Source organism: Alteriqipengyuania abyssalis (assembly GCF_019857185.1).
Lineage (GTDB): Bacteria > Pseudomonadota > Alphaproteobacteria > Sphingomonadales > Sphingomonadaceae > Alteriqipengyuania > Alteriqipengyuania abyssalis.
In genome coordinates, this window is sequence record NZ_JAHWXP010000001.1 from 867972 (window position 1) to 894601 (window position 26630).

The 26630-nt window shown below is 66.0% G+C and carries 24 protein-coding genes and 1 tRNA gene; 23 read left to right on the forward strand and 2 right to left on the reverse strand.

What is annotated here, in order from left to right; translation table 11 throughout:
- Window positions 1–44 precede the first annotated feature (44 nt).
- The 13 genes from hisG to KYN89_RS04425 all read left to right on the forward strand — a co-directional run bounded on the left by hisG (window position 45) and on the right by KYN89_RS04425 (window position 15435).
- Window positions 45–713, forward strand: coding sequence for an ATP phosphoribosyltransferase (gene hisG / locus KYN89_RS04365; RefSeq protein WP_222823953.1), 669 nt, complete (start codon window positions 45–47; stop codon window positions 711–713).
- Entirely contained in the window at window positions 713–2002 is a 1290-nt protein-coding gene (hisD, locus tag KYN89_RS04370; RefSeq protein WP_222823954.1) for a histidinol dehydrogenase, read from the forward strand. The genes hisG and hisD overlap by 1 nt, the downstream gene beginning before the upstream one ends.
- The gene (nusB, locus tag KYN89_RS04375; RefSeq protein WP_010238538.1) at window positions 2002–2463 is read left to right on the forward strand and encodes a transcription antitermination factor NusB; all 462 of its coding nucleotides are present in this window, start codon (window positions 2002–2004) and stop codon (window positions 2461–2463) included. Before hisD ends, nusB begins: the two co-directional genes overlap by 1 nt.
- A gap of 55 nt (window positions 2464–2518) precedes the next feature.
- Complete coding sequence (locus KYN89_RS04380; protein ID WP_222823955.1) at window positions 2519–3043, forward strand: tetratricopeptide repeat protein; 525 nt, start codon at window positions 2519–2521, stop codon at window positions 3041–3043.
- A 43-nt stretch (window positions 3044–3086) separates the two neighbouring features.
- Window positions 3087–3962 (forward strand): thiamine-phosphate kinase, encoded by an 876-nt coding sequence (gene thiL / locus KYN89_RS04385; RefSeq protein ID WP_222823956.1) that lies wholly within the window; start codon window positions 3087–3089, stop codon window positions 3960–3962.
- A gap of 150 nt (window positions 3963–4112) precedes the next feature.
- The gene (locus KYN89_RS04390; protein ID WP_222823957.1) at window positions 4113–6284 is read left to right on the forward strand and encodes a sodium-translocating pyrophosphatase; all 2172 of its coding nucleotides are present in this window, start codon (window positions 4113–4115) and stop codon (window positions 6282–6284) included.
- A 252-nt stretch (window positions 6285–6536) separates the two neighbouring features.
- Complete coding sequence (locus KYN89_RS04395; protein WP_222823958.1) at window positions 6537–8621, forward strand: alpha/beta hydrolase family protein; 2085 nt, start codon at window positions 6537–6539, stop codon at window positions 8619–8621.
- A gap of 158 nt (window positions 8622–8779) precedes the next feature.
- A complete protein-coding gene (locus KYN89_RS04400; RefSeq protein WP_222823959.1) occupies window positions 8780–9931 on the forward strand; it encodes a GNAT family N-acetyltransferase in 1152 nt (383 codons plus the stop codon).
- Window positions 9928–10830, forward strand: a complete 903-nt coding sequence (locus KYN89_RS04405) for a cupin-like domain-containing protein (protein ID WP_222823960.1) — start codon at window positions 9928–9930, stop codon at window positions 10828–10830. The genes KYN89_RS04400 and KYN89_RS04405 overlap by 4 nt, the downstream gene beginning before the upstream one ends.
- Window positions 10827–11867, forward strand: a complete 1041-nt coding sequence (locus KYN89_RS04410; RefSeq protein ID WP_222823961.1) for a GNAT family N-acetyltransferase — start codon at window positions 10827–10829, stop codon at window positions 11865–11867. Before KYN89_RS04405 ends, KYN89_RS04410 begins: the two co-directional genes overlap by 4 nt.
- Window positions 11868–12020: 153 nt before the next feature.
- Window positions 12021–12953, forward strand: a complete 933-nt coding sequence (locus tag KYN89_RS04415) for an acyl-CoA thioesterase (RefSeq protein ID WP_222823962.1) — start codon at window positions 12021–12023, stop codon at window positions 12951–12953.
- 50 nt (window positions 12954–13003) lie between these two features.
- Window positions 13004–13729, forward strand: coding sequence for an EcsC family protein (locus KYN89_RS04420; RefSeq protein WP_222823963.1), 726 nt, complete (start codon window positions 13004–13006; stop codon window positions 13727–13729).
- 77 nt (window positions 13730–13806) lie between these two features.
- Window positions 13807–15435: a serine hydrolase gene (locus tag KYN89_RS04425; RefSeq protein ID WP_222823964.1), complete on the forward strand. Its 1629-nt coding sequence runs from the start codon at window positions 13807–13809 to the stop codon at window positions 15433–15435.
- Between the two features lie 20 nt (window positions 15436–15455).
- Here the strand turns inward: KYN89_RS04425 and uvrC are convergent, their stop codons facing one another.
- Window positions 15456–17435 (reverse strand): excinuclease ABC subunit UvrC, encoded by a 1980-nt coding sequence (uvrC, locus tag KYN89_RS04430; protein ID WP_222823965.1) that lies wholly within the window; start codon window positions 17433–17435, stop codon window positions 15456–15458.
- 44 nt (window positions 17436–17479) lie between these two features.
- On the reverse strand, window positions 17480–20428 hold the full coding sequence (locus KYN89_RS04435) for a TonB-dependent receptor (RefSeq protein WP_222823966.1): 2949 nt from the start codon (window positions 20426–20428) through the stop codon (window positions 17480–17482).
- 195 nt (window positions 20429–20623) lie between these two features.
- Here KYN89_RS04435 and infA point away from each other — a divergent pair, with 195 nt between their 5' ends.
- The 10 genes from infA to KYN89_RS04485 all read left to right on the forward strand — a co-directional run bounded on the left by infA (window position 20624) and on the right by KYN89_RS04485 (window position 26604).
- Window positions 20624–20881 carry a translation initiation factor IF-1 gene (gene infA / locus KYN89_RS04440; RefSeq protein ID WP_010238572.1) on the forward strand — a complete coding sequence of 86 codons (258 nt, stop codon included), beginning with the start codon at window positions 20624–20626 and terminating at the stop codon, window positions 20879–20881.
- A gap of 22 nt (window positions 20882–20903) precedes the next feature.
- Entirely contained in the window at window positions 20904–21479 is a 576-nt protein-coding gene (locus KYN89_RS04445) for a Maf family protein (protein ID WP_222823967.1), read from the forward strand.
- Window positions 21472–22434 carry an Rne/Rng family ribonuclease gene (locus KYN89_RS04450; protein ID WP_222823968.1) on the forward strand — a complete coding sequence of 321 codons (963 nt, stop codon included), beginning with the start codon at window positions 21472–21474 and terminating at the stop codon, window positions 22432–22434. The genes KYN89_RS04445 and KYN89_RS04450 overlap by 8 nt, the downstream gene beginning before the upstream one ends.
- Complete coding sequence (locus KYN89_RS04455) at window positions 22431–22607, forward strand: DNA gyrase inhibitor YacG (RefSeq protein ID WP_010238579.1); 177 nt, start codon at window positions 22431–22433, stop codon at window positions 22605–22607. The genes KYN89_RS04450 and KYN89_RS04455 overlap by 4 nt, the downstream gene beginning before the upstream one ends.
- Window positions 22608–22700: 93 nt before the next feature.
- Window positions 22701–22775: transfer RNA gene (locus KYN89_RS04460), tRNA-Phe, on the forward strand.
- A 215-nt stretch (window positions 22776–22990) separates the two neighbouring features.
- Window positions 22991–23593, forward strand: a complete 603-nt coding sequence (gene wrbA / locus KYN89_RS04465; protein WP_222823969.1) for an NAD(P)H:quinone oxidoreductase — start codon at window positions 22991–22993, stop codon at window positions 23591–23593.
- 267 nt (window positions 23594–23860) lie between these two features.
- On the forward strand, window positions 23861–24307 hold the full coding sequence (locus tag KYN89_RS04470; protein ID WP_222823970.1) for a DUF2141 domain-containing protein: 447 nt from the start codon (window positions 23861–23863) through the stop codon (window positions 24305–24307).
- Between the two features lie 44 nt (window positions 24308–24351).
- Window positions 24352–24930 (forward strand): hypothetical protein, encoded by a 579-nt coding sequence (locus tag KYN89_RS04475; RefSeq protein ID WP_222823971.1) that lies wholly within the window; start codon window positions 24352–24354, stop codon window positions 24928–24930.
- Complete coding sequence (locus KYN89_RS04480) at window positions 24923–25237, forward strand: winged helix-turn-helix domain-containing protein (RefSeq protein WP_222823972.1); 315 nt, start codon at window positions 24923–24925, stop codon at window positions 25235–25237. The genes KYN89_RS04475 and KYN89_RS04480 overlap by 8 nt, the downstream gene beginning before the upstream one ends.
- 53 nt (window positions 25238–25290) lie before the next feature.
- A complete protein-coding gene (locus KYN89_RS04485; protein WP_222823973.1) occupies window positions 25291–26604 on the forward strand; it encodes a cation:proton antiporter in 1314 nt (437 codons plus the stop codon).
- Window positions 26605–26630: the final 26 nt, after the last annotated feature.

Genomic DNA, 26630 nt, shown 5'->3' on the forward strand with positions numbered 1-26630 from the left:
GCGCGCAATTGCCCTTTCGTCTCGCTCGCCCTATCTGGCGCTCCATGCCGCAGAGCGACCTCACTTTCGCCGTGCCCAAGGGCCGACTGCTCGACGATGCCCTGCCCGTGATGGAACGCGCGGGCGTGGTGCCCGAGGCGGGCTTTCACGACAAGGCCAACCGTGCACTATGCTTCGCAACGACACGCGAAGACCTGCGCCTGATCCGCGTGCGCGCGTTCGACGTGGCAACCTTCGTCGCGCATGGCGCGGCGCAGATCGGGATCGTCGGATCGGACGTGATCGAGGAGTTCGACTATTCGGACCTCTACGCGCCGGTCGATCTCGACATCGGCCATTGCCACCTCGCGGTGGCGCAAGCGGTCGATGGCGAGGATACCGATGGGGCGAGCCACGTGCGCGTCGCGACCAAATATCCCAACATCACCCGGCGGTTCTACGAACGCGCGGGCGTGCAGGCCGAATGCGTCAAGCTGAACGGCGCGATGGAGCTTGCTCCGTCGCTGGGCCTTGCGGGGCGGATCGTCGATCTCGTCTCCACCGGGCGCACGCTCAAGCAGAATGGCCTCGTGGAGACGCAGCGCATTCTCGACATTACCGCGCGGCTGATCGTCAATCGCGCCGCGCTGAAGACCGACGCCCGCGTTGCCGAGCTGGTCGAGACATTCCGCCGGGAAGCGGAAGCGCGCGCCAATGAGAAGGCAACAGCCTGATGGAAATCCTCAACGCCAGCGCCCCCGACTTTGCAGACCGGTTCGACCGGGTGGTCAATGCCCGTCGCGAGAGCGCGGATGACGTCAGCCGCGATGTCGCGGAAATCATCGCCAAGGTGCGCGCGCATGGCGACCGCGCGCTGTCCGATCTGACCATCCGGCTCGACGGGCACACGCTCTCGTCCGAAGAGGACTGGCGCATCCCCGCGTGGAAATGCGAGCAGGCTTACCAGGATCTGGATGCCGGGCTTCGCGATGCCCTCACCCTCGCAGCCGATCGGATCCGTGCTTATCACGAAGCGCAAAAGCCCAACCCGCGCGATTATACCGACGATGTCGGCATGCGGCTGGGCCATCGCTGGACCCCGGTCGATGCGGCAGGGATCTACGTCCCCGGCGGGCGCGCGGCCTATCCTTCCTCGCTGCTGATGAATGCGATCCCCGCGCGGGTTGCGGGGGTCGAGCGGCTGGTGGCGGTCACGCCCACGCCCAAGGGCGAAGCCAATCCGTTGGTGCTTGCCGCCGCGCATATTGCCGGGCTGGACGATATCTGGCGCGTCGGCGGGGCTCAGGCGATTGCCGCGCTCGCCTATGGCACCGATCGGATCGCGCCGGTCGACGTGGTCACCGGGCCCGGCAATGCCTGGGTCGCGGAAGCCAAGCGGCAGGTCTTCGGCACAGTCGGGATCGACATGATCGCCGGCCCGAGCGAGATTCTGGTGATCGCGGACGGTCAGAACGATCCCGCCTGGATCGCCGCCGACCTGCTCAGCCAGGCCGAGCATGATCCCAGCTCGCAGAGCATCCTCATCACCGACAGCGCCGATTTCGCCGCGCAGGTGGAAGACCAGGTCGATGTGCAGGCCGCAATGCTCGCCACCGGCAAGACCGCGCGCGCTGCGTGGGATGCGCATGGCGCGATCATCGTCGTGTCCACGCTCGACGATGCCATGCCGCTCGCCAACCGGATCGCCGCCGAGCATGTCGAGCTGGCGGTCGACGATCCCGAGGCGCTGTTCGCAAAGCTGCGCCACGCGGGCAGCGTGTTCCTGGGGCGGATGGTGCCTGAGGCGGTCGGCGATTATGTCGCCGGGCCAAACCATGTGCTTCCGACCGGTCGCCGCGCACGCTTCGCCAGCGGCCTCTCGGTGCTCGACTTCATGAAGCGCACCAGCTTTATCGAGGCGAATGCCGATGCGCTTGGCGCAGTCGGCCCCGCCGCCATCGCCCTTGCCGAGGCCGAAGGCCTGCCGGCCCATGCCCAGTCCATCAGATTGCGATTGAAATAATGTCCGGAAACAACACCCGATCGACCGCGCGCTCCGCCGCGCGCCTCGCTGCCGTCCAGGCGCTCTACCAGCAGGACATGGAGGGCACGAAGCTGCCCAAGCTGCTCGACGAATTTCACCAGCACCGGCTGGGCCGCGAGATCGAAGGCGACACCTACGCCGACGCCGAAGTGCCCTTCTTTGACGATATCGTGCGCGGTGTGGACGCCCGACGCGAGGAAATCGACCTCCAGCTGAGCGAGAAGCTGGCGCAAGGCTGGAGCCTCAAGCGGCTCGACAAGACGATGCTGCAGGTGCTGCGCTGCGGCACCTACGAATTGATCGCCCGCGCGGACATTCCGACCGGCGCGGTGATCAGCGAATATGTCGACGTGGCCAAGGCCTTCTTCGACGACCGCGAGGCGAAGTTCGCCAATGGCGTGCTCGATGCGGTGGCGAAGGCGGTAAGGCCCTCGACTTGACTGTTTGGTGATTTCGGGCGATCCTCTTGAAATTCCATCGCATTGGAGGTTCGTCATGTTGAAATTATCTGTCGCGTCGACGCTGGCTGCATCACTGCTCGCCACATCTGCCTCGGCCCAGAGCCAGCAGAGCGTAACCTATTCGGCAAACGCGACCGAAGCGCCGCAGCGCAATCTGGTGCAACCGATCCGGCCCGGCGACACGACGCAGCCCAGAGGGGCCCAGGACAGCGCCCTGTCGGACGCCCTTACGCTGCTGGTCAAGCGTGACTACTCCGCCGCTTACGAGGGTCTGATCACGCTCGCCCAGCAGGGTGACGGGCGCGCGATGCGCGAGATCGGCTGGATGTACGCCAATGGTCGCGGCGTCACGGCAGATCCCGCGGCTGCGCTTGGCTGGTTCCAGGAAGCGGCGATCGCGGGAGACGAGCGTGCCATGCTCATTTTGGGCACCGCACTTGCGCGGGGTCTGAATATCGAGAAGCAGCCCGAAGCCGCGCGATACTGGCTCCAGCGGGCTCGTGCGTCCGACGAGCGGAAAATTGCCGGCTCCGCAGCGGATGAATTGCGCAAGCTCTGATCGGTCCTTGGCTTGAAGCCTCACCTTCGCCTATCGGCGGAGGATGAGTTCGGGCGAAATCGCTTTCATCGACAGTCTCCGCGAGTTGGCGGTCCACCCTGCCGCGCGCGGACTGACAGACGATGCCGCAGTGCTCGAGATCGGTGGTGAAACCCTGGTCCTGACCAAGGATGCGATGGTCGAGGGCGTTCACTGGCCGCCGCAGCAATCGCTCACGGATGTCGCGTGGAAGCTGGTCGCGGTGAATCTGTCGGACCTCGCGGCGAAGGGTGCCGAGCCGGTTGGCGTGATGCTCGGCTATGCGCTCGGCTCTGACGATTCCGCCTTTCTGGACGGTTTGAAAGCGGCGCTTGAATCCTTTGACGTCCCATTGCTGGGCGGCGACACCGTCTCCGGAAGCGACCGCCGCACATTCAGCCTTACCGCCATCGGTCGCGCAACGCACACCCCGGTACCCTCGCGTGCCGGTGCGAGGCCGGGGGACGGCATATACCTTTGCGGCAGCGTTGGTGGCGCGATGATGGGGTTCGAGGCGCTGACCGGCACCGGTCGGGCGGACCGGACGCCGTTCACCCGCCCCACCCCGCTCTTGGCCAAGGGATGCGCTCTCTCGCCCCATGTGACCGCAATGATGGACGTCTCGGACGGTCTGCTGCTCGATGCGTGGCGGATGGCACAGGCGAGCAAGGTCACACTCTCCATCGACAGCACTGCGGTGCCGATCGCCGCCCCGGAGAGCCGCCGCGACGACGCATTGCGCTGGGGCGATGATTACGCTCTGCTTTTCACTGCCCCCACCGATACCGCTCTGCCAACAGATGCGAGCCTGATTGGAATTGTTCACGAGGCGGGCGCCACTCCGCTCACACTCGATGAGGAAGCTCTGGGCGATCCAGAAGGCCTCGGCTACCGACACTAAATTGCGCAGAAAGCGCAGGAAATGTGCAGAAACGATGCGAGGGCTTGCGCCGCGCGAAACGCCCCTATAGCCATAGTCTTGTTAAATTACCCATCGATAAGGGTGAGCAACCGGATGCTATTCGGAAAAAACTTGGGGGAGAAATAAGGCGTGGAACTCGTTCTCGTCGCTATCGTGCTCGGCCTGCTGGCCGTCGTGTACGGAATCATCACAAGCAGACAGGTTCTCGGGGCCGGAGCCGGCAACGAGAAGATGCAGGAAATCGCAGGTGCCATTCAGGAAGGCGCGCGCGCCTATCTGAACCGGCAATACACCACCATCGCCATTGTCGGCGTGGTCGTGGGCATCCTCGTCTTTCTTCTCCTCAACTGGATCGCAGCGACCGGCTTCGTGATCGGCGCGGTGCTTTCCGGTGTGGCGGGCTATATCGGGATGAACATCTCGGTCCGCTCCAACGTGCGCACCGCAGCCGCCGCGCAAAGCGGGTTGCAGCAGGGCCTCACCCTTGCCTTCCGCGCGGGCGCGATCACCGGGATGCTGGTGGCAGGCCTCGCGCTGCTCGCCATTGCGGTGTTCTTCTACGTTCTGGCCGGTCCGCTGGGGCTTGAGGCAAACAGCCGCGAAGTGGTCGACGGGCTGGTCGGTCTCGCCTTCGGTGCCTCGCTGATCTCGATCTTCGCGCGTCTGGGCGGCGGCATCTTCACCAAGGCGGCGGACGTCGGCGCAGACCTCGTCGGCAAGGTCGAGGCGGGCATTCCCGAGGATGACCCCCGCAACCCCGCCGTGATCGCGGACAATGTGGGCGACAATGTCGGCGACTGCGCCGGGATGGCGGCCGACCTGTTCGAGACCTACGTCGTCACCGTGGGTGCGACCATGGTGCTGACCGCGCTGCTCTTGACCAGCCTCGGCGACCTGCTGCTACCGATGATGGCGCTGCCGCTGCTGATCGGCGGAGCGTGCATCGTCACCTCGATCATCGGCACCTACTTCGTGAAGCTGGGCCGCAAGCAGAACATCATGGGCGCGATGTACAAGGGCTTCATCGTCACGGCCGTGCTCTCGATCCCTGCGATCTTCGGCGTGATGACCTGGGCACTGGGCGACATGAATGCCCTGATCGGCGCCAGCGTCGTCAGCGAAACCGCCACGGTCGCGCTGGGTGACACTCTGGTGACCGAGGGTGCTGCCGAAGTCGTCGGCGGGTTTACCGGGATGGATCTGTTCTGGTGCGCGATGCTCGGCCTGGTCATCACCGGGCTGATCATCTGGATCACCGAATATTACACCGGCACCGAATACCGCCCGGTCCGCTCGATCGCCAAGGCGTCCGAAACGGGCCACGGCACCAACGTGATCCAGGGCCTCGCCATTTCGCTCGAAGCGACCGCGCTGCCCACGCTGGTGATCGTGGCGGGCATCATCGTTGCCTACATGCTCGCAGGCCTGATCGGGATCGCCTACGCGGCGACCGCGATGCTGGCGCTGGCGGGCATGGTCGTGGCGCTCGACGCCTATGGCCCGGTAACCGACAACGCTGGCGGCATCGCCGAAATGGCCGGGCTGGACGATTCCGTTCGCGAGAAGACCGATGCGCTGGACGCGGTGGGCAACACCACCAAGGCCGTGACCAAGGGCTATGCGATCGGATCGGCAGGCCTTGCCGCGCTGGTGCTGTTTGCCGCCTACACCACCGACCTGACGGAGTTCTTCCCGGGCGTGACGGTGGACTTCAGCCTGAAAAACCCGTTCGTGATCGTCGGCCTGCTGCTGGGCGCGCTGTTGCCCTACCTGTTCGGTGCGATGGGCATGACCGCGGTGGGCCGCGCAGCGGGCGACGTGGTCAAGGACGTGCGCGAGCAGTTCGCCGAAAAGCCGGGCATCATGGATTACTCCGAGAAGCCCGATTACGCGCGCACGGTGGACCTGGTGACCCGCGCAGCGATCAAGGAAATGATCGTTCCGTCGCTGCTGCCGGTGCTGGCACCGGTGGTGGTCTACTTCGTCATCACGCTGATCGCGGGCCAGGCCAACGGCTTCGCCGCGCTCGGCGCGCTGCTGCTGGGCGTGATCGTCGGCGGGCTGTTCGTCGCGCTGTCCATGACCGCCGGTGGCGGCGCGTGGGACAATGCGAAGAAGTACATCGAGGACGGCAACCACGGTGGCAAGGGCTCCGAAGCGCACAAGGCTGCGGTGACCGGCGATACCGTGGGCGATCCGTACAAGGATACGGCGGGCCCGGCGGTGAACCCGATGATCAAGATCACCAACATCGTCGCGCTGCTGCTGCTCGCCGCGCTGGCGCAGGGTGTGGTCAGCTAACTCACCGCTTTAACAGCAAAATACGTGCCCCGCCCGGACCGATCCTCTGCCATCGCAGGGACGGCCCGGGCGGGGGTTTTTGCTTGCGATTGAAGCCATAACTCTTAAACCTGACATCACGGTCGGGGGGCCGTCTGGATCGCCTTGCGCCATCATGCCGTTGATCGCGGTACGTTTTTGCCAAGACCGGCTGAACGGACATGCCCTTCCTCCACAAAACACATCCGAGTTTGGAAGGGACGCAATAAACTCATGATCAAGACCAGTCTTCTGCGCGGAGCCGCCCTCATCGCCGTGGCCGCGTTCTCAACCGGCGCAATGCCCGCTGCGCTCGCGTCTCAGGCGCAGGCGCAGACCGCAGACACCCCGCCGCAGGTGCCCGCGACTGCCGAGGGCCGGATCCCGGCGGGCGAGTTCGTCAAGCAGGCCAATATGCGCACGGTGCGGATCTCGCCCGATGGCACCCGCCTCGCCTATCTCGCCAACAGCGGCGGCAAGCAGGTGCTGGTGACGCTCAACCTGAACGACATCGCTGCGGGGCCGAAGCTGATCCTGGCGGCTGAGGAAGCCCGTGATTCGGGTGAGCGCACGCTTCGCGGATTCCGCTGGGTCGGCAACGAGCATATCGTGATGACCGTGATCAGCCGCGAAGACATGGCCGGGAACCTCGCCGACTTCCGCCGCCTGATCGCTTACGACGTGAAGGACGGCGAACTTATCCAGCTCGCATGGCGCGACGCCGGGTTCGATGCGGGAAACATACTGCACATCGACCACAAGAACGGCACGTTCCTTCTCCAGCGTGACAGCACGGCTGGCAGCACCGAACGCTATTTCCTGCCCGAAGTGGTCGAGGTCGATGTCGACACGGGCAAATACAAGTATGTCCAGCGGACCAACCCGGTCGTCACCAACTGGCAGGCCGACGGCATGGGCGTGGTGCGCGCGGGCTACAATTATGATCGCGACACCGGCCGTCAGCGGATCCTCTATCGCTCCGGCGAGAGCGATAACTTCAGCACGGTCTACAATCAGGCTGATGCAACCTTCACCGAATCGCTGCCGGCGCCGCAGGTGTTCATTCCCGGGACCGACGAAGCCTTTGTGACGAGCCGCGAATCCGGGTTCACGAAGGTATACCGGATGAACATGGAGACCATGAATCTTGGCGAACCGGTTTTCGAGGTTCCAGAGCGTGACGTCAGCGGAGTGATTCAAAGCGACGATGGCAACCGCGTGCTCGGTTACTACACCTTCGAAGACGGGCAGGAGCGCGCCGTCTACACCGACGAGACGCTTAAGGCGGTCAAGACCGCGCTTGAGGGCGTGTTCGGCAAAGACGAGGCGCAGATCGTCGACTACTCGACCGACCTCGGCAAGGTCGTCGTCTTCGGTGGCGGCCTTCAGCGGATCGGCGGATATTACATCTTCGACACTAGGACTGGACAGCTCGACCTGCTGGACTGGCAATTCTCGGCGCTCAAGGATGCGCCGATCAACCCGATGCGGGCGGAAACCTACACCGCCAGCGACGGCACCAGGATCGAGGCGATCATCACCACTCCGCGTCATCGTGAGGGGCAGAAGAACCTGCCCGTCGTAGTGCTGCCGCATGGTGGGCCATTCGGGGTCAAGGACACGGTCAATTTCGGCTTCGCCGCGTGGCACCAGGCTCTGGCCGAGCAGGGCTACGTCGTGATCCAGCCGAACTATCGCGGCTCGGGCGGCTACGGCAAGGAGTTCGAGAAGCTGGGCCGGGAGCCGGGCGGCTACGGCAAGCGGATGCAGGACGACCTCAACGATGCGGTCGCCTATTTCAGCCAGCAGGGCCTCATCGATGCGGACCGTGCCTGCATCATGGGCTGGTCCTACGGCGGCTTTGCAGCGGCGCGTGGCGCCCAGCGCGATGCCGACGTGTGGCAGTGCGCCATCGCGGGCGCAGGCGTGTACGACATGCCGCTGATGAACGCATGGGATCGCAAGAACCTCGGCCGGTTCAGCGAAGGCTTCCAGGCAACCTCCGACGATGCGGAGGGTATCTCGCCCGCGCGCAACGCCGAAGGGGAGTGGGCGCCGATCCTGATCGTCACCGCCAAGCGTGACGCCCGTATCCCCATGGAACAGGCTGAAACCCTCGTCTCGGCACTGCGCCGTGCGGGCAAGGTCGAAGGTCAGGATTTCCGCTACATCGTGCAGGAAAAGGGCACCCACAACCTGCCCTATGACGATGTCCACATGCAGTGGATCGACGAAGCCTATGCCTGGTTGCAGAAGTATAACCCAGCCTACATCCCCTCCGACGGGGACGCCGCTCCGGCCCTGATTTCGCTGAACTAAGCAACAGGCAGCCTGGTTTTCACAAGGCCGCGGTTCCTTCAGCAGGAGCCGCGGCCTTCGCTTTTGTGCGCCGGACTTAAGCAATTCTCAGCCTTTCCGCCCTAGGCTTAACGGCAGGGTAAGGCTCCGATCTGGTGCGAAAGGCGACGATAAGCGCGATGACGGCGGTGGACATTGTTGCTCCGGGTTACGACCGGGCCGGCGAGGTCGCGCCGCACTTCGCGGTGGCGCGCTGGCGCGACTGCGTGCCTGCCGATGATGAGTGGGATGCCCTTGCCGCAGCGGCGAGCGAACCCAACCCCTTCTTCGAACGCTGGTTTCTCACCCCCTCGGTTGAGTCCTTCGATCCAGAGGGGCGCGTGCTCCTCGCGCAGTTGCGGGTAGACGGGCGGCTGGTCGGCCTCGCGCCGCTGGGTCGCGCGGGCCACTATTACGGTCGTCCCCTGCCCCACCTCTCGCTCTGGCTGCACGCCAATGCCTTCTGCGGCGTGCCGCTGGTCGCGCATGGGTTCGAGACGCTGTTCTGGTCCTCACTGCTCGGCTGGGCAGACCGCCAGCCGGGCATGGCCGCCTTTCTCCACCTGCCCGGAATGCCCGAAGACTGCGCCCCGGTGCACGCCCTCACTACTCTCGCCACGCAGACCCATCGCGGTCATGCGGTGGTCGAGCGAGAGGCGCGCGCCCTGCTCGCCTCGGATCTGAGCCCGGAGGAGTATTTCACCCAGTCACTGTCGACCAAGAAGCGCAAGGAACTGCGCCGGCAGGAACGCCGGTTGGCGGAGCACGGCACGCTCGAGGTCGTCCGCACCACCGATCCCGTACAGGTATCACGCTGGGCCGACGCTTACCTCGCGCTCGAAGCCGCGAGCTGGAAAAGCCGTGCGGGCAGCGCACTGGCCGATTCCCCCGCCCACGCGCACTTCTTCCGCCAAAGCCTGTCGGGTGCGGCGGCGCAGGGTCGCTTTGAGGGGCTCGCGCTGCATCTCGATGGTCGCCCGATCGCGATGCTCGCGACCTTCCTCGCCCCTCCCGGCGCGTTCAGCTTCAAGACCGTCTACGACGAGAGCTTCGCCCGCTATTCGCCCGGCGTGCTGCTGCAGAAGGAGAACCTCGATCTGCTGGCGCGCGAGGACATTGCCTGGTGCGACAGCTGCGCCGCGCCCGACCACCCCATGATCGACCATTTCTGGCGCGGCCAGCGCAGCATGGTCGCGCTCAATCTCGCCATCGGCGGCCAGGCCCGTCGAACGCTCGGGAAAAGCCTGATCGCGTTCGAGAGCCGCCGTTTTCATCGGAGCAGTGCTGAATGAACGCCGTGACCGACCTTACGCCCGATACTCCCACCGCCGATGCGGTCTTTCCGCAATCCTCGCGCGAAGCTTTTGCCAAAGCCTATCCCGAGACCCCGCTGGTCCTGTCGCACAACCTGCGCGACCACCCGCTGCTGGGCCTCGACGCGCTGGCCGATCTGGCGGGGCGTCTGCCCGAGTCCTCGATCGAATATAACCGCGGCGACCTGCCGATCGGGATCGACGGAAAGCCGGGCCACACCGGGCTCTCGATCACCGAGACGATCCACAAGATCGCCGAGGCGAACAGCTGGGCGGCGGTCAAGAATATCGAGCAGGACGAAGGCTACCGCGCGCTGCTGCACGATTTGCTGGAAGAGCTTCGCCCCGCAATCGAGGCGAAGACCGGCGCGATGCTGCACCCGCAAGGTTTCGTGTTCATCTCCAGCCCCGATGCAGTCACGCCTTATCATTTCGATCCGGAGCACAACATCCTGCTGCAGATCACGGGCAGCAAGGTGATGACCCAGTTCCCTGCGGGCGACGGCCGCTACGCGCCGGACTGGATGCATGAGAGCTATCACCTCGGCGGCCCGCGCGAGCTGACCTGGCGCGACGAGCTGGCCGATGGCGGCACGGATTTTGCGATCGCTCCGGGCGAGGCGCTGTTCGTGCCGGTGATGGCACCGCATTATGTCCGCAACGGGCCGGAGAGTTCGATCTCGCTCAGCATCACCTGGCGATCGGACTGGAGCTATGACGAGGCCGGCGCGCGGTGCTTCAACGCGATCCTGCGCAAGGCGGGCATGAACCCTGCTCCGCCCAAGCGCTGGCCCGGCTCCAACCGCGCCAAGTGCGTCGGCTTTCGCGCCTATCGCAAGGCGTTCGGCCCGCCGAAACCACCCGCAGCGCCGGCATGAATGCGCTGAGTTCGATCGCTTCGCCCGATCTGCGGAACGAGGTGAATGCGCTGGCCGAAGCGGACGATCCGCGCCGCGCGTTCCTGCGCGCACGCTGGTTCGAGGCGAGCAACGATCCCGGCCTTCGCACCGCCATCGCGCGCGATCTCCACGGTCGCCCGCTGCTCGCGCTTCCACTGGTCGCAAAATCCGTCGGGCCGCTCAAAATCCCGCAGATCGCCGGTGCCTATTGGCCATTCCGCGGCGCACCGATCGACCCGACCGCCAGCGTCGAAGAGCTCGCGAGTGGTCTTGCAGACTATGCCGTCGCGCGTGAGCTCGGTCCGGCATGGCGCCTCGGCCCGGCCATCGCCGACGATCCCTCGCTCCTGCTGCTGCGGGAAGCCGCGTCACAAGCCGGATGGCACTGTCAGGAGCGGCAGATAAGCTCTCTGTTCTGCCTCGATCTGGTGGCCCTGCGCGGATCGGGCGCCTGGCCATCGACCAAGGGCAAACAGAAAGACCGCTGGCGGGTGCGCCAGCTGGAAAAGACAGGCCCGGTCCGGATCGAGACGTTTACCGGGCTCGACTGGACCGCCGCGACCCGCGACGCGATCGCCGCCATCGAAGCGGCATCCTGGGTCGGGCAGCTCGATCGCGGCGGCGACACCAAGTTCCACGATGCGAAGCTGCGCCGCTATTGGGAGCGCGCGGCACAAGACCCCGTCATCGCCGCGATGATCCGCGGCCACATTCTGTGGGTCGGAGAGACCCCTGCCGCCTTCACCTTCGGATTGGAGGCGGGCGATACGCGCTATTGCATCGCCAATAATTTCGATCAGCAGTTCAACAAGTTCAGCCCCGGGCGCGTGCTCCTCTACCATGATTTCGAGGACGCGGCGGATCGCGGTTTCGCGCGGATCGACTGGGGCCTCGGCGATGGCGGCTACAAGGGGCCGATGGGTGCGCACGAGGATGCCCCGGTGATCGACCTGCTGTTCGTCCGCAACCCCGTGGTGGCACGGATCGCGGCTTACTTCTGGCAGCGCGGCGGCTAGCCGGGTGGGATGGCTGGAGAGAGCGCGCGGGAGAGTTTCCGGCGAATGCGATCTGCCTGATCCACCAGTTTTCGCGGCAAAAGATCAGAATAGCGCACGCGATTACATCCGGCTTCGTTGATTTTGCCGGACGACATGCGCAATGCTTGACGTATGGATTCTGCTTCTCCCGCATCGCCCAAAGAAGAAACCGCACAGGAGCTGGCCAACGGACTGGTCGAGCTGCTGAGCCTCGAGCGTTCCTCCGACGACAGATTTGTCGGGCAGGCGCAGCCGGGCGGCGTAGGGCGGGTGTTCGGCGGACAGGTCATCGCGCAGGCGCTTCAGGCGGCGCAGGCGACCATTGCGGATGGCAAGCAGGCGCATTCGCTGCACGCCTATTTCCTGCGCGGGGGCGAGGAAGGGCCGCCGATCGACTACGCGACGGAGCGCGATTTCGATGGCCGCAGCTTCTCCAACCGGCGTGTCGTGGCAAGCCAGGGCGGCACGCCGATCCTCAACCTGACCGCCAGTTTCCAGCGCCCGGAAGAAGGCCTGTCGCATCAGGCGGCCCCGATGCCCGACGTGCCCGGCCCCGAAGACCTCCCCTCGGACGATGAAGTGCGCGCGAAGACACTGGAGGCTTTCGGGGAAAAAATGTCCGATGCGCAGCGCGCCCTTATGACGCGCCCGCGCCCGATCGAAATGCGCTCCAGCGGACGCCAGCACTGGCTCAACCCCGAACCACGCGAACCGCATAGTTTCAGCTGGTTCAGACTGGTCGCCCCCCTGCCCGACGATCCGGCCATCCATCGCGCGGTGATCGCCTATGCCAGCGACTACACGCTGCTGGGCACCGCGGTGCTGCCGCATGGCCTCTCGTGGATGCGGGGTGAGCTGATCAGCGCCAGCCTCGATCATGCGATCTGGTTCCACGCCCATGCGCGTGCCGACGAATGGCTGCTATACGAAACCGACAGCCCGTGGTCCGGCAGCGGGCGCGGCTATAATCGCGGGCGGATCTTCACCCGCGACGGCGTTCTGGTCGCCAGCGTCGCGCAGGAAGGGATGATCCGTGAGGCCCGGCGCAAGAAGGGCTCCGACTAAGCTTTTGTCAGGTGCGGAACGAAGCGGGCGCACCCTCCGTTTGCGCAGCCATGGACTTCGAAAAACAGCAGCAGGCCTTCCGCAACGCCAAGCCCTCCCTGATCGGGCGCGGGTTTGAAAAGATCACCAGCCCCGTCGGCGGGGCAGTCGCCGGGTTCGTCCCCAACGGGCTCGTGCGCGGTGTGCTCAAGGGAATTGACCAGGCGATCGGCACCCCGCAACTGGTCAAGTTCGACCACGACCTTACGGACCTCAAGGCCTGTCATGACGCCGCAGAGCGGGTCGCCATCGCGGTGCGCGCGATCAGCGGCACGACCGGCGCAGCCTCGGGTATCGGCGGCATCCTGACCATGGGCCTCGACATCCCGGCGACCATCGCGCTGGCCCTGCGCTGCATTCGCGATACGGGCCGTGCCTATGGCTACGACGGCAAGGGCGCGCGCGAGCGACTGTTCCGCCTGCAGATCCTCGAACTGGCGAGCATCAACGACAAGAAACAGCGGGCCGAGCGGCTCGCAGCGCTCGAAGCCGGCATCGGCGCCGACGGCAGCCTGTCCGAGGTGCCACCCGAAGAGATCGACCCGGTCATCGAACAGGCGGTGGAGCGTGTCTCCCGCGCGCTCGCGATTGCGCTGTTCCGTCGCCGCGTGGGTGCGGCGGTCCCGCTGGTCGGATCGGTCATCGGCGGCGCGGTGAACGTCTCCTTCCAAGGCGATATCGGCGAGGCGGCACGCTTCGCCTATCAGGAACGGCGGCTGCGTGCGGGCGAGGCGTAATCGCGCCCTGCCCACACGGCGTTTGATCCATACCGGAATCGCTGCATAAGGGCCCCGCAATCGGGAGCCCGAAACCTATGAATTTTGCCAAGACCGGGGCGCTGCTTTTTCTGCCCTGCGCCCTGTCCGCCTGCGCACATCTCGCCGTGGACGAAGCGCCGCCGCAGTCGGCCCCGGTTGCCGAAGTGTCCGCGCCGGTCGCCCCGGCCCCCAAACCGATCGACTTCGACGACGCGCTCGCGCGGACGACGCAGGCCTATGATTCGACCGGCATGGTCGCCGCCGTCTCGAAGGACGGCAAGACGATCTGGCAGGGCGCGCGCGGACTGGCCGAGGAAGGAACCAACCGCCCGGTTACGCAGGACATGCTGTTCCCGATCGCCAGCATTTCCAAGGCGTTCACGACCACCGCGCTGGCCATTCTGGTGGAGCGCGGCTCTGTCGAATGGGACGAGCCCATTCGCACCTACATCCCCGAATTCGCGATGTCCGACCCTTGGGTGAGCGAGCATTTCACCGTGCGCGATGCGCTCACCCATCGGTCCGGCCTGCCGCTGGGTGCGGGCGATCTGCTGATCTGGCCCGATGGCAATGCCGAACCCGAGGACGTCATCAAGGCGCTGCCGCTGCTGCGCCCCAGCGCCGGGTTCCGATCCGAATATGCATACGACAATCTGCTATATGTCGTCGCGGGCGAGATCGTGGAGCGGGTTTCCGGCAAAAGCTGGGCCGATTTCATCACCGACGAGATTCTGAAGCCCGTCGGCATGGAGCGCTGCGTCGCCGAGAAAACGCGCATCCCGGCGGGCGCGCGCTTCGTCACCGGGCATGAGCGTGCGGCGGGCGCGGATGCGGGCGTCCCGATCGACGAGCGGCTCGCGTTTTCGGAAACCTGGAATGCCGCAGGTGGCATCTGGTGCGACACGGCAGGCATGATGAAATGGGGAAACTTCTGGCTCGACGGCGGCGTGACTGAGGACGGAAAGCGGCTTCTCAACAAAGAGCAGGTGCGCGAGGTGTGGCAGGGCGTCACGCCCACCGGCGTCAATGGCAGGCTGCGCGCGGCCGGCCTCTCCCACCTCTCGGCCTATGCGCTGGGCTGGGGAACGCAGGATTTCGCGGGCCGACTGCTGGTCAGCCATGGCGGCGGCGCGCCCGGCGTGGTCAGCAATTTCATGATCATCCCGGAAGAAAAGCTGGTCCTGTTCAGCGCCACCAATGATTATCGCGGCGCGCCGTCGACCTTCAATTACCACATCGCCGCTGCGCTGCTCGGCCGCCCGGAATTCGATTTCATTGCGGACTGGGGCGGAGCCTTTGCCGAAGCGGAAGCCGAAGGCACGCAGCTGATCGCCGATACCGCAGCGAGCGCCCCCGAAGACGCGGCTCCGCCCAGCCTGCCGCTATCCGCCTATGTCGGCACCTATCACGACCCGTGGTACGGCGATGCCACCATCCGCATGGATGGCCCGGATCGCCTGTTCATCGATATGGGCCGCAGCGAAATTCTCGACGGCGACCTGACCCATTACGATGCCGATCGCTTCGCCGCCTTCTGGCCCGACAAGTCGCTCAAGGCGGACGCCTTCGTCGATTTCACGGTCGAGAATGGCAAGGTAACGGGGATGAAAATGAAGGCAATTTCTGACCTGACAGACTTCTCCTACGACTTCCACGACCTCGACCTGAAGCGCGTGAAGGACTGAGTCCTCACGCGCCTTTTCCCTCAGGCCGCGTGGTAGAAATCGTAGATCTGCTGGGCGACCGCATCGCTGATCCCGGGCGCACGCTTGAGGTCGTCGAGCGCCGCAGCGCGCACCTTCCCCGCGGTGCCGAAATGCAGCAGCAGCGCGCGCTTTCGCGCCGGGCCGATGCCGGGAATCTCGTCGAGCGGTGAGGCGGTGATCGCGCGGCTGCGCTTGGCGCGGTGCGCGCCGATCACGTAGCGGTGGACCTCGTCGCGCAGGTTCTGGAGGTGGAACAGTAGCGGCGAGTTGACCGGCAGCGTCTTCTCGCGCCCGTCGGGGAAATGGAACACCTCGCGCCCCTCGCGCCCGTGGTCCGGCCCCTTGGCGATCGCGATCAGCGGCACGTTATCGATCCCCATCTCGGCGAGCGTATCGCGCACGGTCGACATCTGCCCCTTGCCGCCGTCGAGCAGGACGAGATCGGGCCACACGGTCTCGTGGCTGTTGCGCTTGCCCTCCTCGCCATCGGGATTCTCTGCGAGATTGCGAAAACGGCGCTGCATGACCTCACGCATCATCCCGAAATCGTCGTTGGTCTGCGCGGTCTTGATATTGAACTTGCGATACTGGCCCTTCTCGAACCCCTCCGGCCCCGCGACGACCATCGCGCCGACGGCCTTCGCGCCCTGGATATGCGAGTTGTCATAAATCTCGATCCGCTGTGGGGGCTCTTCCAGTTCGAGGAATTCGGCCAGATCGCGGTTGAGCTTCGCTTGCGTGCCCCTCTCGGCCAGCCGCCGGTCGAGCGCGTCGACCGCGTTGCGCTGCGCCTGCTCCATCAGCCGCCGCCGGTCGCCGCGCTGGGGCACCGAAATTTCGACCTTGTGCTCGGCCATCTCGCACAGCGCCTGCGCCAGCAGCTCCGCCTCGGGCAACTCGCGGTCAACCAGCACGGTGCGCGGGGGCGGCACTTCCTCGTAGAATTGCATGATGACGCGGGCGAGCACCTCGTCCTTGTCGACATCCTGCGTGTGCGTGGGGAAGAAGGCGCGGTGGCCCCAGTTCTGCCCGCCGCGGATGAAGAAGGCCTGCACCGCGATCTGCCCGCCCTTGGCGGCAAGAGCGAACACATCGGCATCGCCTACCCCCGTCGCGTTCACCGCCTGTGCGCCCTGAATAAAGGTCGCAGCACGCAGCCGGTCGCGTAGAATCGCGGCGGTTTCGAAGTCGAGCTTCTCCGCCGCCTCGGCCATCTGCTTTTCCAGATCCTGCTGCACCGAAGACGACTTCCCGCCGAGGAAATCCTTCGCCTGCTGAACCAGCTCTTCGTACCCGGCCTCGTCGATCCGGCCCACGCACGGCGCCGAGCAGCGCTTGATCTGGTAGAGCAGGCAGGGCCGGTCGCGATTGTTGAAAAAGCTGTCCGTGCAAGATCTTAGCAGGAACAGCTTCTGCAGCGCATTAAGCGTCTTGTTGACGCTGCCCGCGCTCGCGAACGGCCCGTAGTAATTGCCCTTGGCGCGGCGCGCGCCGCGATGCTTGTGGATGCGCGGGAAGGCGTGGTCCGCGCGCAGGAGGATAAAGGGGAAGCTCTTGTCATCGCGCAGCAGCACGTTGAACGGCGGGCGGTAGCGCTTGATGAACTGCGCTTCGAGCAGCAGCGCGCCAGCCTCCGAATTGGTGGTGACGATCTCCATGCTGCGCGTCTGGCTGACCATCCGCTGGAGCCGGTTGGTGAGCGCGGCGACCTGCGTGTAATTCGCCACCCGCGCCTTCAGGCTGCGCGCCTTGCCCACGTAGAGCACGTCGCCGCGCGCATCGAGCATGCGGTACACGCCGGGGCGCGGCGGGAGCGTGCGCACCGTCTCGCGGATCGCGCTGACCCCGGCTTCCAGATCAGGCTGCGCGCTGGCGACCGTGTAGGCGGCGCGTTCCTCGTTGAAACGCTCCTTGCCGCGCGGGTCATGCGGTCGATTGGCTTTGGTGTCGGCCGGTGTACGGGAGGGCGGGCGGGCCATGCGCGCCTAGATAGGCGGCACGCACGCGCCACGCCACCGCAGGCTCAGAAAAGCTTGCGGAATTCGATCTCGAAGGTCCGCCCCAGCGGGTCGATCAGCGCGGGCTGGTAGCGGATCGGGGTCTGGCCATTGCCATCGGTCACATTCTGGCGCGTGTCGAACAGGTTATCGATCCGGAAGGAGACCCGCGTGCCCTTGAAGAAGCCCGGGTTCTCGCCGGTCAGCCATTTCTGCTGTTCAAGATCCATGAAGAAGCGCAGATCGAACTTGACCAGATCGCCGAAGGTCAGGTCGCTCGCCCCGGTCGGGTCGCTGCCCGCAATCGTGTAGCCGCTGGTGTAGCGGCCGCTCAGGCGGGTCCCCATGCCCTTGTAGAACACCCCGCCCTCCAGCTCGACCGAATGGCGCGCCTGGCCGAGGTCGAAATAGTCAATCACCGGGATGCCGGGCGCGATCAGCGCCTCGTTCTCCAATTCGACCGTGTGATAGGCGGAGAGGAACCAGCGGCCCTGACCGTCGCCACCGCCGAAGGGGCCGCCCCCGCCACGACGCCCGCCGCCGCCGCGACGCTGGCCCTGCGAGCCTTCGCCCTGCTGCTGCGCGCCTTCTGCCTGGCACACCGCCTGCCGCAGCCGTGCCAGCCGCTCCTGATTGATCGTGCCATCCTCGTTGGTCAGCCGCGCGCGCAGGCCTTCGGGCAGTGCGGAGAGATCGATCGGCTGGTCGCTCTCGCCGCTACATAGCGCGTTGCGGATCGCGGCGGCCTGTTCGGGATCGAACATGCCGGGGCCACCGGGTCCACCCGCGCCGGGCTGGCCATCGGCGCTGCAGAACCGCTCGCGGACCTGTGCCAGCCGTTCCTGATTGACGGTCCCGTCCTCATTGGTCAGCCGGTCTCGGATGAAGGGCGGCAGCTTGGAGAGGTCGGGCACGGTGCCCGGCTCGCTGGCGCAGAACTGGTCGCGCATCTGCTGGAACTGTTGCGGGTCCATCCGCATCTGTCCGCCGCCCGCGCCCACAATCGGAGGCCCGCCGCGCCCTTCGCCGCCGCCACCGGGAGCGCCACCGGGAGCGCCACCGCCCGACTGCTCCTCGCGCGCCTTGCCGACGCGGCCGAACACGTTGAAGCCGTAACGAATCCGCTCCCCCTTGCGCTCGGCATAGGTGATCGGTCGCTGGTCCAGCGCGATCAGGCGCCCCGTTCCGTCACGCGTCACGCGATCGGGGAACGCGGCCTCGATCTCGGCGGTCAGCAGCGGGAAGCTTTCGGTCGTGTTGGTCGAGCTGTTGCGGTTGTATTCGAAAAGGATGTTCGCCCGCTCGAACAGGTCGAGCTCGTAATTCGCGCTCAGCTTCAGGTCGTTCTGGTTCGAGGCGGGGAGCAGCGGATTGCCCCCGGTGGTCAGCGTGGCGAGCACGTTCTGACCGGTGGCGAAATCGAACAGCGGCACGTTGAATGTCTGGACCACCGGCGCGCCCAGCTCGGTCAGGCTGGGGGCCGCGTCGCGATTTATCACGGTCGCGGCGAGGGTCAGCCGATCGGTCAGGTTCCAGGTTAGCCCCACCGTCAGGTCAGTCAGGGTGCCGAAGTCGGACAGGTAGTCGAGCCCCGCGCTGGCGTTGAGCGTGAAGTCGCCCAGCGCATCGAGGAAGCCTTCGCGCCGGCTGGTCAGCGGCACCGCGAGATTGACCCCGCCGTTGATCCGCCCGCGCGTAAGCTGCGTTACGCCGAGCGCCGTTCGGGTATCCTCGCTCTCGATCCGGTTCCATTTGTAGCCGCCATCGACCGTCAGGTTCACATCCCCTGCGGGCAGAGTGAGCGGCACCCCGCGAATGGTGGCCAGTGAATCGAGCGTATAGGTCTTGCTCGACGCGCGGTCGAAACCGTCGGTCGCGACGGGCGGCAACACCCCGTCGATCATCAACGATCCGGCATCGACCAGATCCTGCAGCACCGACAGGTCGCGCCGCCGGTCGATATCGGTTTCGCTGAGACCGTGGGCGGCATCCAGCGTCACGTTCAGCTCGAAATCGCCGAGTGGCTGACGATAGCCTGCTGCGGCCGAAAGCGAGGTTGTGCGCGCGTCGCGGATCAGCGGATCGGCATCGACCGAGCGGACCGCGCTGGCGCCACCCGGCGCAGTCAGGGTGACAATGTCCAGTCCGGAGAGGGAGCGAGAATTGTTCTGCTCCGCCGTGAGGTTGAGCGATAGGGCCTTTGCCGTCGCACCTTCGCCGATCGCGGTGTTGAACGATCCTTCCAGCTTGTAGCTTTCGGTATCGGGCCGCAGGCTGCGAAAAGGTGCGGGATCGGGATCGCCCGGGACTGTGGGCACGGTGCCCGGAGTCTGCGTGATGTCGCGCTCCGCCTCGGTCAGCAGCGACTGGGTTTCGAACTGGCCGGAAATGTTGAACCGGCGTGGTCCGGAAATGGCCACCTGGGAGACTTCGATTTCGCCCCCCGGCGCACCTCCTTCGAACGAATCGCCGTATTCGAGCTCGATCTCGCGGCTCTTGAAATTATCCTTCAGAATGAAGTTGATGACCCGCTGATCGGCTGAATAGCCGTATTGCAGCGCGACCTCTTCGGGGAACACCTCGACCTTCTGGATCGCTTCGGGCGGATAGTTGCGCAGTTCGCGGAAGCTGGCGATCCGCTGGCCGTTGACCAGGATGACCGGCTGCCCGCCGCCACGTCCGCGGCCCGAACCCGTCTGCGGCGATAACTGCGCGACCAGATCGGTCAGCGAGTCCGCGCCATAGGCGGCGATATCCGCCTCGGTCAGCTCGACCACCGGGGGCACGTCCGTGTCGACCGACCCGCGAATGCGCTGCGCGGTCACGACGATCTCGTTTTCCGCCGAGGGCAGCGGTTCCTCGCTCGCCGGGGGCGGCGTGTCCTGCGATCTGTCTTGGGCCGCGGCGGGCGCGCAGATCGCGCTGGCCAGCGCCAGGACGGAGATATTGCAGGCGCGCAGGCGGGACAGCTTCATCGGGGCAAGTTTCCTCATAGATTTTCGTTCGCCCCCGCCAAAGCCCTCGCAGCCAGGGCGGTCGGAAGCAAACCTCGGCGCGTAACGAATTGTCGCCCGATCCTTTCGCGTTGCTGACACACACTTCCATTTTCGAGCCATCGTCGCTAAATCGCCGCAGAATTCGACGAACTGCATAAGGACAAGACCAAATCCATGGCGAAAGAAGAGCTCCTCGAAATGCGCGGTCGGGTTGTCGAGCTGCTGCCCAACGCGATGTTCCGGGTCGAGCTTGAGAACGGCCACGAGATTCTCGGACACACCGCCGGCAAGATGCGCAAGAACCGCATCCGCGTGCTGACCGGCGACGAAGTGCTGGTCGAACTGACCCCCTATGATCTGACCAAGGGGCGGATCACCTACCGCTTCATGCCGGGTCGCGGCGGGCCCGGTCCGCAGAACAACCCGTCCTGATCCACAACACCCGGAGCGGATCGTGACGCCGCGCCTGATCCTTGCCAGTTCGAGCCCCCGCAGACGCGATCTGCTGGCGCAGATCGGTGTCGTGCCGGACGACATTCGTTCGCCCGATATCGACGAAAATCCGCGCAAGAGCGAACTTCCCCGCCCCTATGCCGAGCGTATGGCGGCGGAGAAGGCGCTTGCCGTGTCCCGGGCTGAGGGCGAGGTCGTCCTTGCCGGCGATACCACCGTGGCGGTCGGCCGCCGGATCCTGCCCCAGGCCGAATCGGAGGCCGATGTCGCGCGTTTCCTGCGGCTGCTTTCGGGCCGCCGCCACCGGGTGCACTCGGCGATATCGGTGATCGATGCGCAAGGCAGGCAGCGGGTTCGCTGCGCGAGTTCGCAGGTCCGCTTCAAGAGCCTCTCCGACGAGGAAATCGCCGGCTACGCCGCCAGCGGCGAAGGGATCGGCAAGGCGGGCGGCTACGCGATCCAGGGCCGCGCGGCGGGGCTGATCGACTTCCTTTCCGGCACCCATTCGGGCGTGGTCGGGCTGCCGCTGTTCGAGACCCGCGCGCTGCTGAAAGCCGCCGGAATCGCCATTGGCTGAGTGGTGGGTCGAGCGCGGGATCGGCGAGACCCGCTGGCTGCTGATCGAAGACGACCGCGTGCTTGCCGCCCGGCTCCACTGGCCCGAAGACATCGCGCTGGGCCCCGCGACCGCCACTCTAACCCGTCGCATCAAGGGCGCCAGCCGCGGCCTGGCCCGCACCGGCGACGGCGCCGAGATCAACGTCTCGGGCCTGCCGAAAGACGCAAGCGAGGGGAGCAAAATCCCCGTCATGCTCACCCGTGCCCCGATCGCGGAGCGAGGGCGGTTGAAGCGCGCTCAAGGCGTGTACCAGCGCACACCAACGCACCAAGGCGACACCAAGGCGCGCTCAACCCAACCTGAAGGCACACAGCGCCGTTTCCCGCCCGGACTGTGGGAAGACGTCTGGGCCGACGCATGGGAGGGCGAGGTCGCGCTCGCGGGCGGATCGCTTATCGTCAGCCCCGCCCCTGCGATGACCGTGATCGACATCGACGGCGACCTGCCCCCGCGCGACCTTGCGCTGGCGGCGGTCCCCGCGCTGGCCGACACGCTGCACCGATTCGATCTGGCGGGGTCGATCGGGATCGATTTCCCCACGCTTGCCGAGAAAGCGCAGCGGCGGGCGGTCGACGAGGCGCTGGAACAGGCGCTGTCGGGCTGGCCGCACGAGCGGACCGCGATGAACGGATTCGGCTTCGTCCAGCTGGTCGCCCGGCTGGAGCGGCCTTCGCTGCTGCACCGCCTGCACCTCAACCGCGCATCCGCCGCCGCGCGAATGCTGCTGCGCCGGGGCGAGCTGGCCGATGGCATCGGCCCGCGCCTGCTGCTGCGCGCGCATCCGGCGGTGGCGGACCGGCTGTCGCAGGAGTGGCTCGCCGAACTGGCCCGCCGCAGCGGCCGCAAGGTCGAGCTCGAGCGCGACCCCGCGCTTGCACTGGAGGCGGGGCACGCCCAAATCCTCGCATCATGAGCGAGACCAAACGACCCTGCCCGATCTGCAAGTCCTCCGTGCAGACGCCCGAATACAAGCCATTCTGCTCCGCGCGGTGCCGCGACAAGGACCTCAACCGCTGGTTCAACGACGGCTATGCGCTGCCCGGAAGGCCCGCAGATCCGGAAGAGATTGCCCGCGAACAGGATTGAACACCAAACAGGGCTTGCCAAGCCTTCGCGCCTTCGCCATAGGCGCGCACTCATTCGCTCGCCGGGCCGTTCTGGTCCGCCGTCGCGGCGATTGCCCGGGTAGCTCAGTGGTAGAGCAGACGACTGAAAATCGTCGTGTCGGTGGTTCGACTCCGCCCCTGGGCACCACGCCCCCTCTCTTCAACAGATCTACCCGGTACGGACCGCCTCAGGCGCGAGTGCAAACGCGCTGCCTCCGCGTGGATGATCGACGCTAGGAAAGAGCGCCATCGGCCTAACGGGTCGTGAGCGAGTAGGAAAATCGGGCCGCAAGCTTTGCGAAACACCTGCGCCCCCCGCGCATTGATCGGTCAGACACCGGACAATCCAGCAAAGGGAAGCCCATGACCAAGATCCTCGTCCTCTACTATTCCTCCTACGGCCACACCTCGGCGATGGCCGAAGCGGTTGCCGAAGGCGTGCGCGAAGGCGGCGCCGAAGCGGTCATCCGCCACGTCCCCGAAACCGCGCCCGCAGAGGTCGCGAAGAACGCCGGCTTCACAGGGATGCCGGGGCACGAGGAGATCGAGGGGCCCGACGCGCTGGCCGAGTACGACGGCATCGTGGTCGGCTCGCCCACCCGCTATGGCCGGATGACCAGCCAGATGGCGTCTTTCTGGGACCAGACCGGCGGGCTGTGGATGAAGGGCGCGCTGATCGGCAAGGTCGGCGCAGCGTTCACCTCCACCGCCAGCCAGCATGGCGGGCAGGAGACCACGCTGATGTCGATCCTGACCAACCTGCTGCACATGGGATGCACGGTCGTCGGCCTCGACTACGGCTTCCAGGGCCAGATGGGGGTCGACGAAGTCAAGGGCGGCGCGCCCTATGGCGCGACCACGATTGCCGATGGCGACGGCAGCCGCCATCCGAGCAAGACCGAGCTGGACGGCGCCCGCTACCTCGGCAAGCGCGTGGCGCAGACCGCGGCGAAGCTGCACGGCTGATGCCGCTTTCGGGGGCGCGGCTCGGGTCGAATAAGCGCTTCCCGCCGCGCCCCTGACACACTGTCCAGGGCTGGAAACCCGGGCCGTCCCTTCCCCGCAGTTGCTGGACTGCAGGGAGAGGTCGGCTCGGGTTTTCATTTTCTCGGCCTAGCGGCCCCGCACCCAAGTAGGAAAGCGGCCGATGGCACGACGCGATGCGGCCCCACCCCCCTTGCACAAACAAGTACTTTATGTTTTAAAGTACATATAGAAGCAAAGGAGACTGCCATGATTCGCAAGTCCATCCTCACCGCAATGGCCCCCGCCGCCATTCTCGCAACCGCCGCGTTCGCCACCCCCGCGCTTGCGGGCGAGGTCACCGTCACGCTGACGGACGTGCGACCCGACGCAGGCGATCTGTACGTCAGCCTGCAAAGCGAGAGCCAGTTCATGCGGGCCGGGGCGATCGCGGAGCAGGTGATAGAGAACCCGAAGGACGGCACGATCACCGCCACCTTCGGCGACGTGCCCGACGGCCGGTATGCCCTGATGGTATGGCACGACATTGATGGCGACGGCACGTTCAGCATGGGGCCGATGGGCCCGGCCGACGGCTGGTCGATGATCGGCGGGGCCCAGCTTCGCGGGATGCCGACCTTTGCCGAGCAGAGCTTTACGCTGGAGGGCAGCGCCCAGGTCACCGAACCCGTCCTCTATCCGCGAGACGGCGAATGAGCGCGCCTCCCTCCCCCCAGCGCACCGCGCAGGACGACCTGCGGATGATGCGCGAACTGGCCGAGGAAGGGCGCAATCGCCCCCTGCTCGGCGGGCGTGAGTTCGTGCTCTTCGGCTGCGCGATCGCGCTTGCCAGCCTGCTCCATGCGGCGATCATCGAGCGCCTAGTGCCCTTGCCGTCGATGGCCCTCGCGGTGGTCTGGTTCGCCGCGATGATGATCGCGGTCATCCTTTCAAGGTTCACGCGGTCGGGCGAAGCAAAGCCGACGACCGCCAACCGGGTCGAGATGGAGGTCTGGCGCGTAGGCGGTTACGTGATCGGCGCTCTCGCCCTGAGCATTCTGGCCTACGCAATGATGGCGCAGACCCCACGGGGGTTCTTCCTGTTCACACTGCTTCCGCCGGTCGTTTTCGGGGTCTATGCGATCGCCATGGCGGCGAGTTCGGCCGCGGCACGTGACACCACACTGCGGAAATACGCGGTGCTGTCCTTCGCATTCCTGGTCATGACCACGCTGCTTGCCGGGTCGCCCGCGCAATATCTGACAATGGCAATGGGCGCGCTGTTGGTGTCGATCGTTCCCGGCCTCGAACTTCTGCGGCGGGAGCGCGCCGGTGGCTGACGTCCCGCTTGATTACCGGGCGATCGACGACACCATCCACGGGCGCGTCAGGCTGGCCACGATGGCCTATCTCTCCAGCGCCGAATGCGCCGATTTCGGGGAGCTGCGCGCCCGCACAGGGGTGAGCGACGGCAACCTTTCGGTCCACCTGCGCAAGCTGGAGGATGCGGGCTACGTCAGCATCGAGAAGCGCTTCGAGGGCAAGAAACCCGTCACCACAGCCTGCATGACCGATGCCGGGCGCGAGGCGTGGATCGTCTATCTCGACCGGATGAAGGCGATGCTGTTCGGGGAGGATGGCGGCTAACATCACAGCCCCCGCCTCTTCCCGCCGACACTGCATCCCGCTACGCAAGCAGCATGCACGATACCGCCGCAGCCGCGCTTTCGCCGTTCGACATTGCCGCGCTGCTGGTCGTGGCGGCGGCGGTGTTTGGCTATATCAACCATCACTACATCCGCCTGCCGCATGTCATCGGGCTCACGATCATGGGCGCTCTCGCTGCGGTGGTGCTCACCGTGCTCAACGCGCTGGTGCCCAGCATCACGCTGGACGACAGCGTTTCACGCCTGCTCGAACGGCTCAATTTCACCCAGACGCTGCTGCAGGGGATGCTCAGCTTCCTGCTGTTCGCGGGTGCGCTGCATGTCGATCTGGACCGGCTGAAGGCGGACTGGCTGCCGGTGCTGCTGCTCTCTACCGTCGGCGTAATCATTTCGACGGTCGTGGTCGGCGCGGCGGCGTGGGGCGTGGGGATGCTGCTCGGCGTGCAGATCGCGCCGATCTGGTACTTCGTGTTCGGCGCGCTGATCTCCCCCACCGATCCCGTCTCGGTCCTCGGTGTGCTGCGCGAAGAGAATGTGCCCGCCTCGCTCCAGAGCGCGGTCGCGGGCGAAAGCCTGTTCAACGATGGCGTGGGCATCGTGGTCTTCACCATCCTGCTGGGCGCGGCGGTGACGGGCGCGGATTTCAGCCTCAGCGAAGGCGCGCGGCTGTTCGTGATCGAGGCGGGCGGCGGTGTCGCGATCGGGCTCGTCATCGGCTGGCTGGGCTTTCGCGCCTTGCGATCGATGGACGAATACACGCTGGAGGTGCTGATTACGCTCGCGGTGGTGATGGGCGGCTATGCGCTGTGCAGCCAGCTCCATGTCTCCGGCCCGCTTGCCATGGCGGTCGCCGGGCTGCTGATCGGCAACCAGGGTGCCAATCTGGCGATGAGCGACCTGACGCTCGACTACGTCAACAAGTTCTGGGAGCTGGTCGACGAGGTGCTGAACTCGGTCCTGTTCCTGCTGATCGGGCTGGAGGTGATCGCACTGGTCCCCGGCTTGCGGGAGCTGGTTTTCGGCCTCGCCGCGATCGCCATCACCCTCGCCGCGCGAGCGATTGCGGTGGGCGGCGCGATCAAGGCGATCCCTGCCGCGCGGCTTTCCACCCCCGGTTCGGGCCGGGTGCTATGGTGGGGCGGTCTGCGCGGCGGCATCTCGGTCGCGCTCGCCCTGTCGCTGCCCGAAGGGAGCACGCGCGACCTGCTGCTGGCGGCGACCTTTGCGGCGGTACTCTTCTCCGTCCTCGTCCAGCGCGCCACGCTGGGCAAGCTGATCGACGGCCTCAAGGCGTCCCACTCGCCCGCGATGGAAAAGAGCGAGCAGGCTGGCCCATCCAGCGATTGAGGCCACGCGGATTGAAGCGGATCGCG

Coding starts and splice junctions, on each gene's coding strand:
- hisG (WP_222823953.1), top strand. CDS start 45: ATGCCGCAGAGCGACCTCACTTTCGCCGTGCCCAAGGGCCGACTGCTC.
- hisD (WP_222823954.1), top strand. CDS start 713: ATGGAAATCCTCAACGCCAGCGCCCCCGACTTTGCAGACCGGTTCGAC.
- nusB (WP_010238538.1), top strand. CDS start 2,002: ATGTCCGGAAACAACACCCGATCGACCGCGCGCTCCGCCGCGCGCCTC.
- KYN89_RS04380 (WP_222823955.1), top strand. CDS start 2,519: ATGTTGAAATTATCTGTCGCGTCGACGCTGGCTGCATCACTGCTCGCC.
- thiL (WP_222823956.1), top strand. CDS start 3,087: ATGAGTTCGGGCGAAATCGCTTTCATCGACAGTCTCCGCGAGTTGGCG.
- KYN89_RS04395 (WP_222823958.1), top strand. CDS start 6,537: ATGATCAAGACCAGTCTTCTGCGCGGAGCCGCCCTCATCGCCGTGGCC.
- KYN89_RS04400 (WP_222823959.1), top strand. CDS start 8,780: ATGACGGCGGTGGACATTGTTGCTCCGGGTTACGACCGGGCCGGCGAG.
- KYN89_RS04405 (WP_222823960.1), top strand. CDS start 9,928: ATGAACGCCGTGACCGACCTTACGCCCGATACTCCCACCGCCGATGCG.
- KYN89_RS04410 (WP_222823961.1), top strand. CDS start 10,827: ATGAATGCGCTGAGTTCGATCGCTTCGCCCGATCTGCGGAACGAGGTG.
- KYN89_RS04415 (WP_222823962.1), top strand. CDS start 12,021: ATGGATTCTGCTTCTCCCGCATCGCCCAAAGAAGAAACCGCACAGGAG.
- KYN89_RS04420 (WP_222823963.1), top strand. CDS start 13,004: ATGGACTTCGAAAAACAGCAGCAGGCCTTCCGCAACGCCAAGCCCTCC.
- KYN89_RS04425 (WP_222823964.1), top strand. CDS start 13,807: ATGAATTTTGCCAAGACCGGGGCGCTGCTTTTTCTGCCCTGCGCCCTG.
- uvrC (WP_222823965.1), bottom strand. CDS start 17,435: ATGGCCCGCCCGCCCTCCCGTACACCGGCCGACACCAAAGCCAATCGA.
- KYN89_RS04435 (WP_222823966.1), bottom strand. CDS start 20,428: ATGAAGCTGTCCCGCCTGCGCGCCTGCAATATCTCCGTCCTGGCGCTG.
- infA (WP_010238572.1), top strand. CDS start 20,624: ATGGCGAAAGAAGAGCTCCTCGAAATGCGCGGTCGGGTTGTCGAGCTG.
- KYN89_RS04455 (WP_010238579.1), top strand. CDS start 22,431: ATGAGCGAGACCAAACGACCCTGCCCGATCTGCAAGTCCTCCGTGCAG.
- wrbA (WP_222823969.1), top strand. CDS start 22,991: ATGACCAAGATCCTCGTCCTCTACTATTCCTCCTACGGCCACACCTCG.
- KYN89_RS04470 (WP_222823970.1), top strand. CDS start 23,861: ATGATTCGCAAGTCCATCCTCACCGCAATGGCCCCCGCCGCCATTCTC.
- KYN89_RS04475 (WP_222823971.1), top strand. CDS start 24,352: ATGATGCGCGAACTGGCCGAGGAAGGGCGCAATCGCCCCCTGCTCGGC.
- KYN89_RS04485 (WP_222823973.1), top strand. CDS start 25,291: ATGCACGATACCGCCGCAGCCGCGCTTTCGCCGTTCGACATTGCCGCG.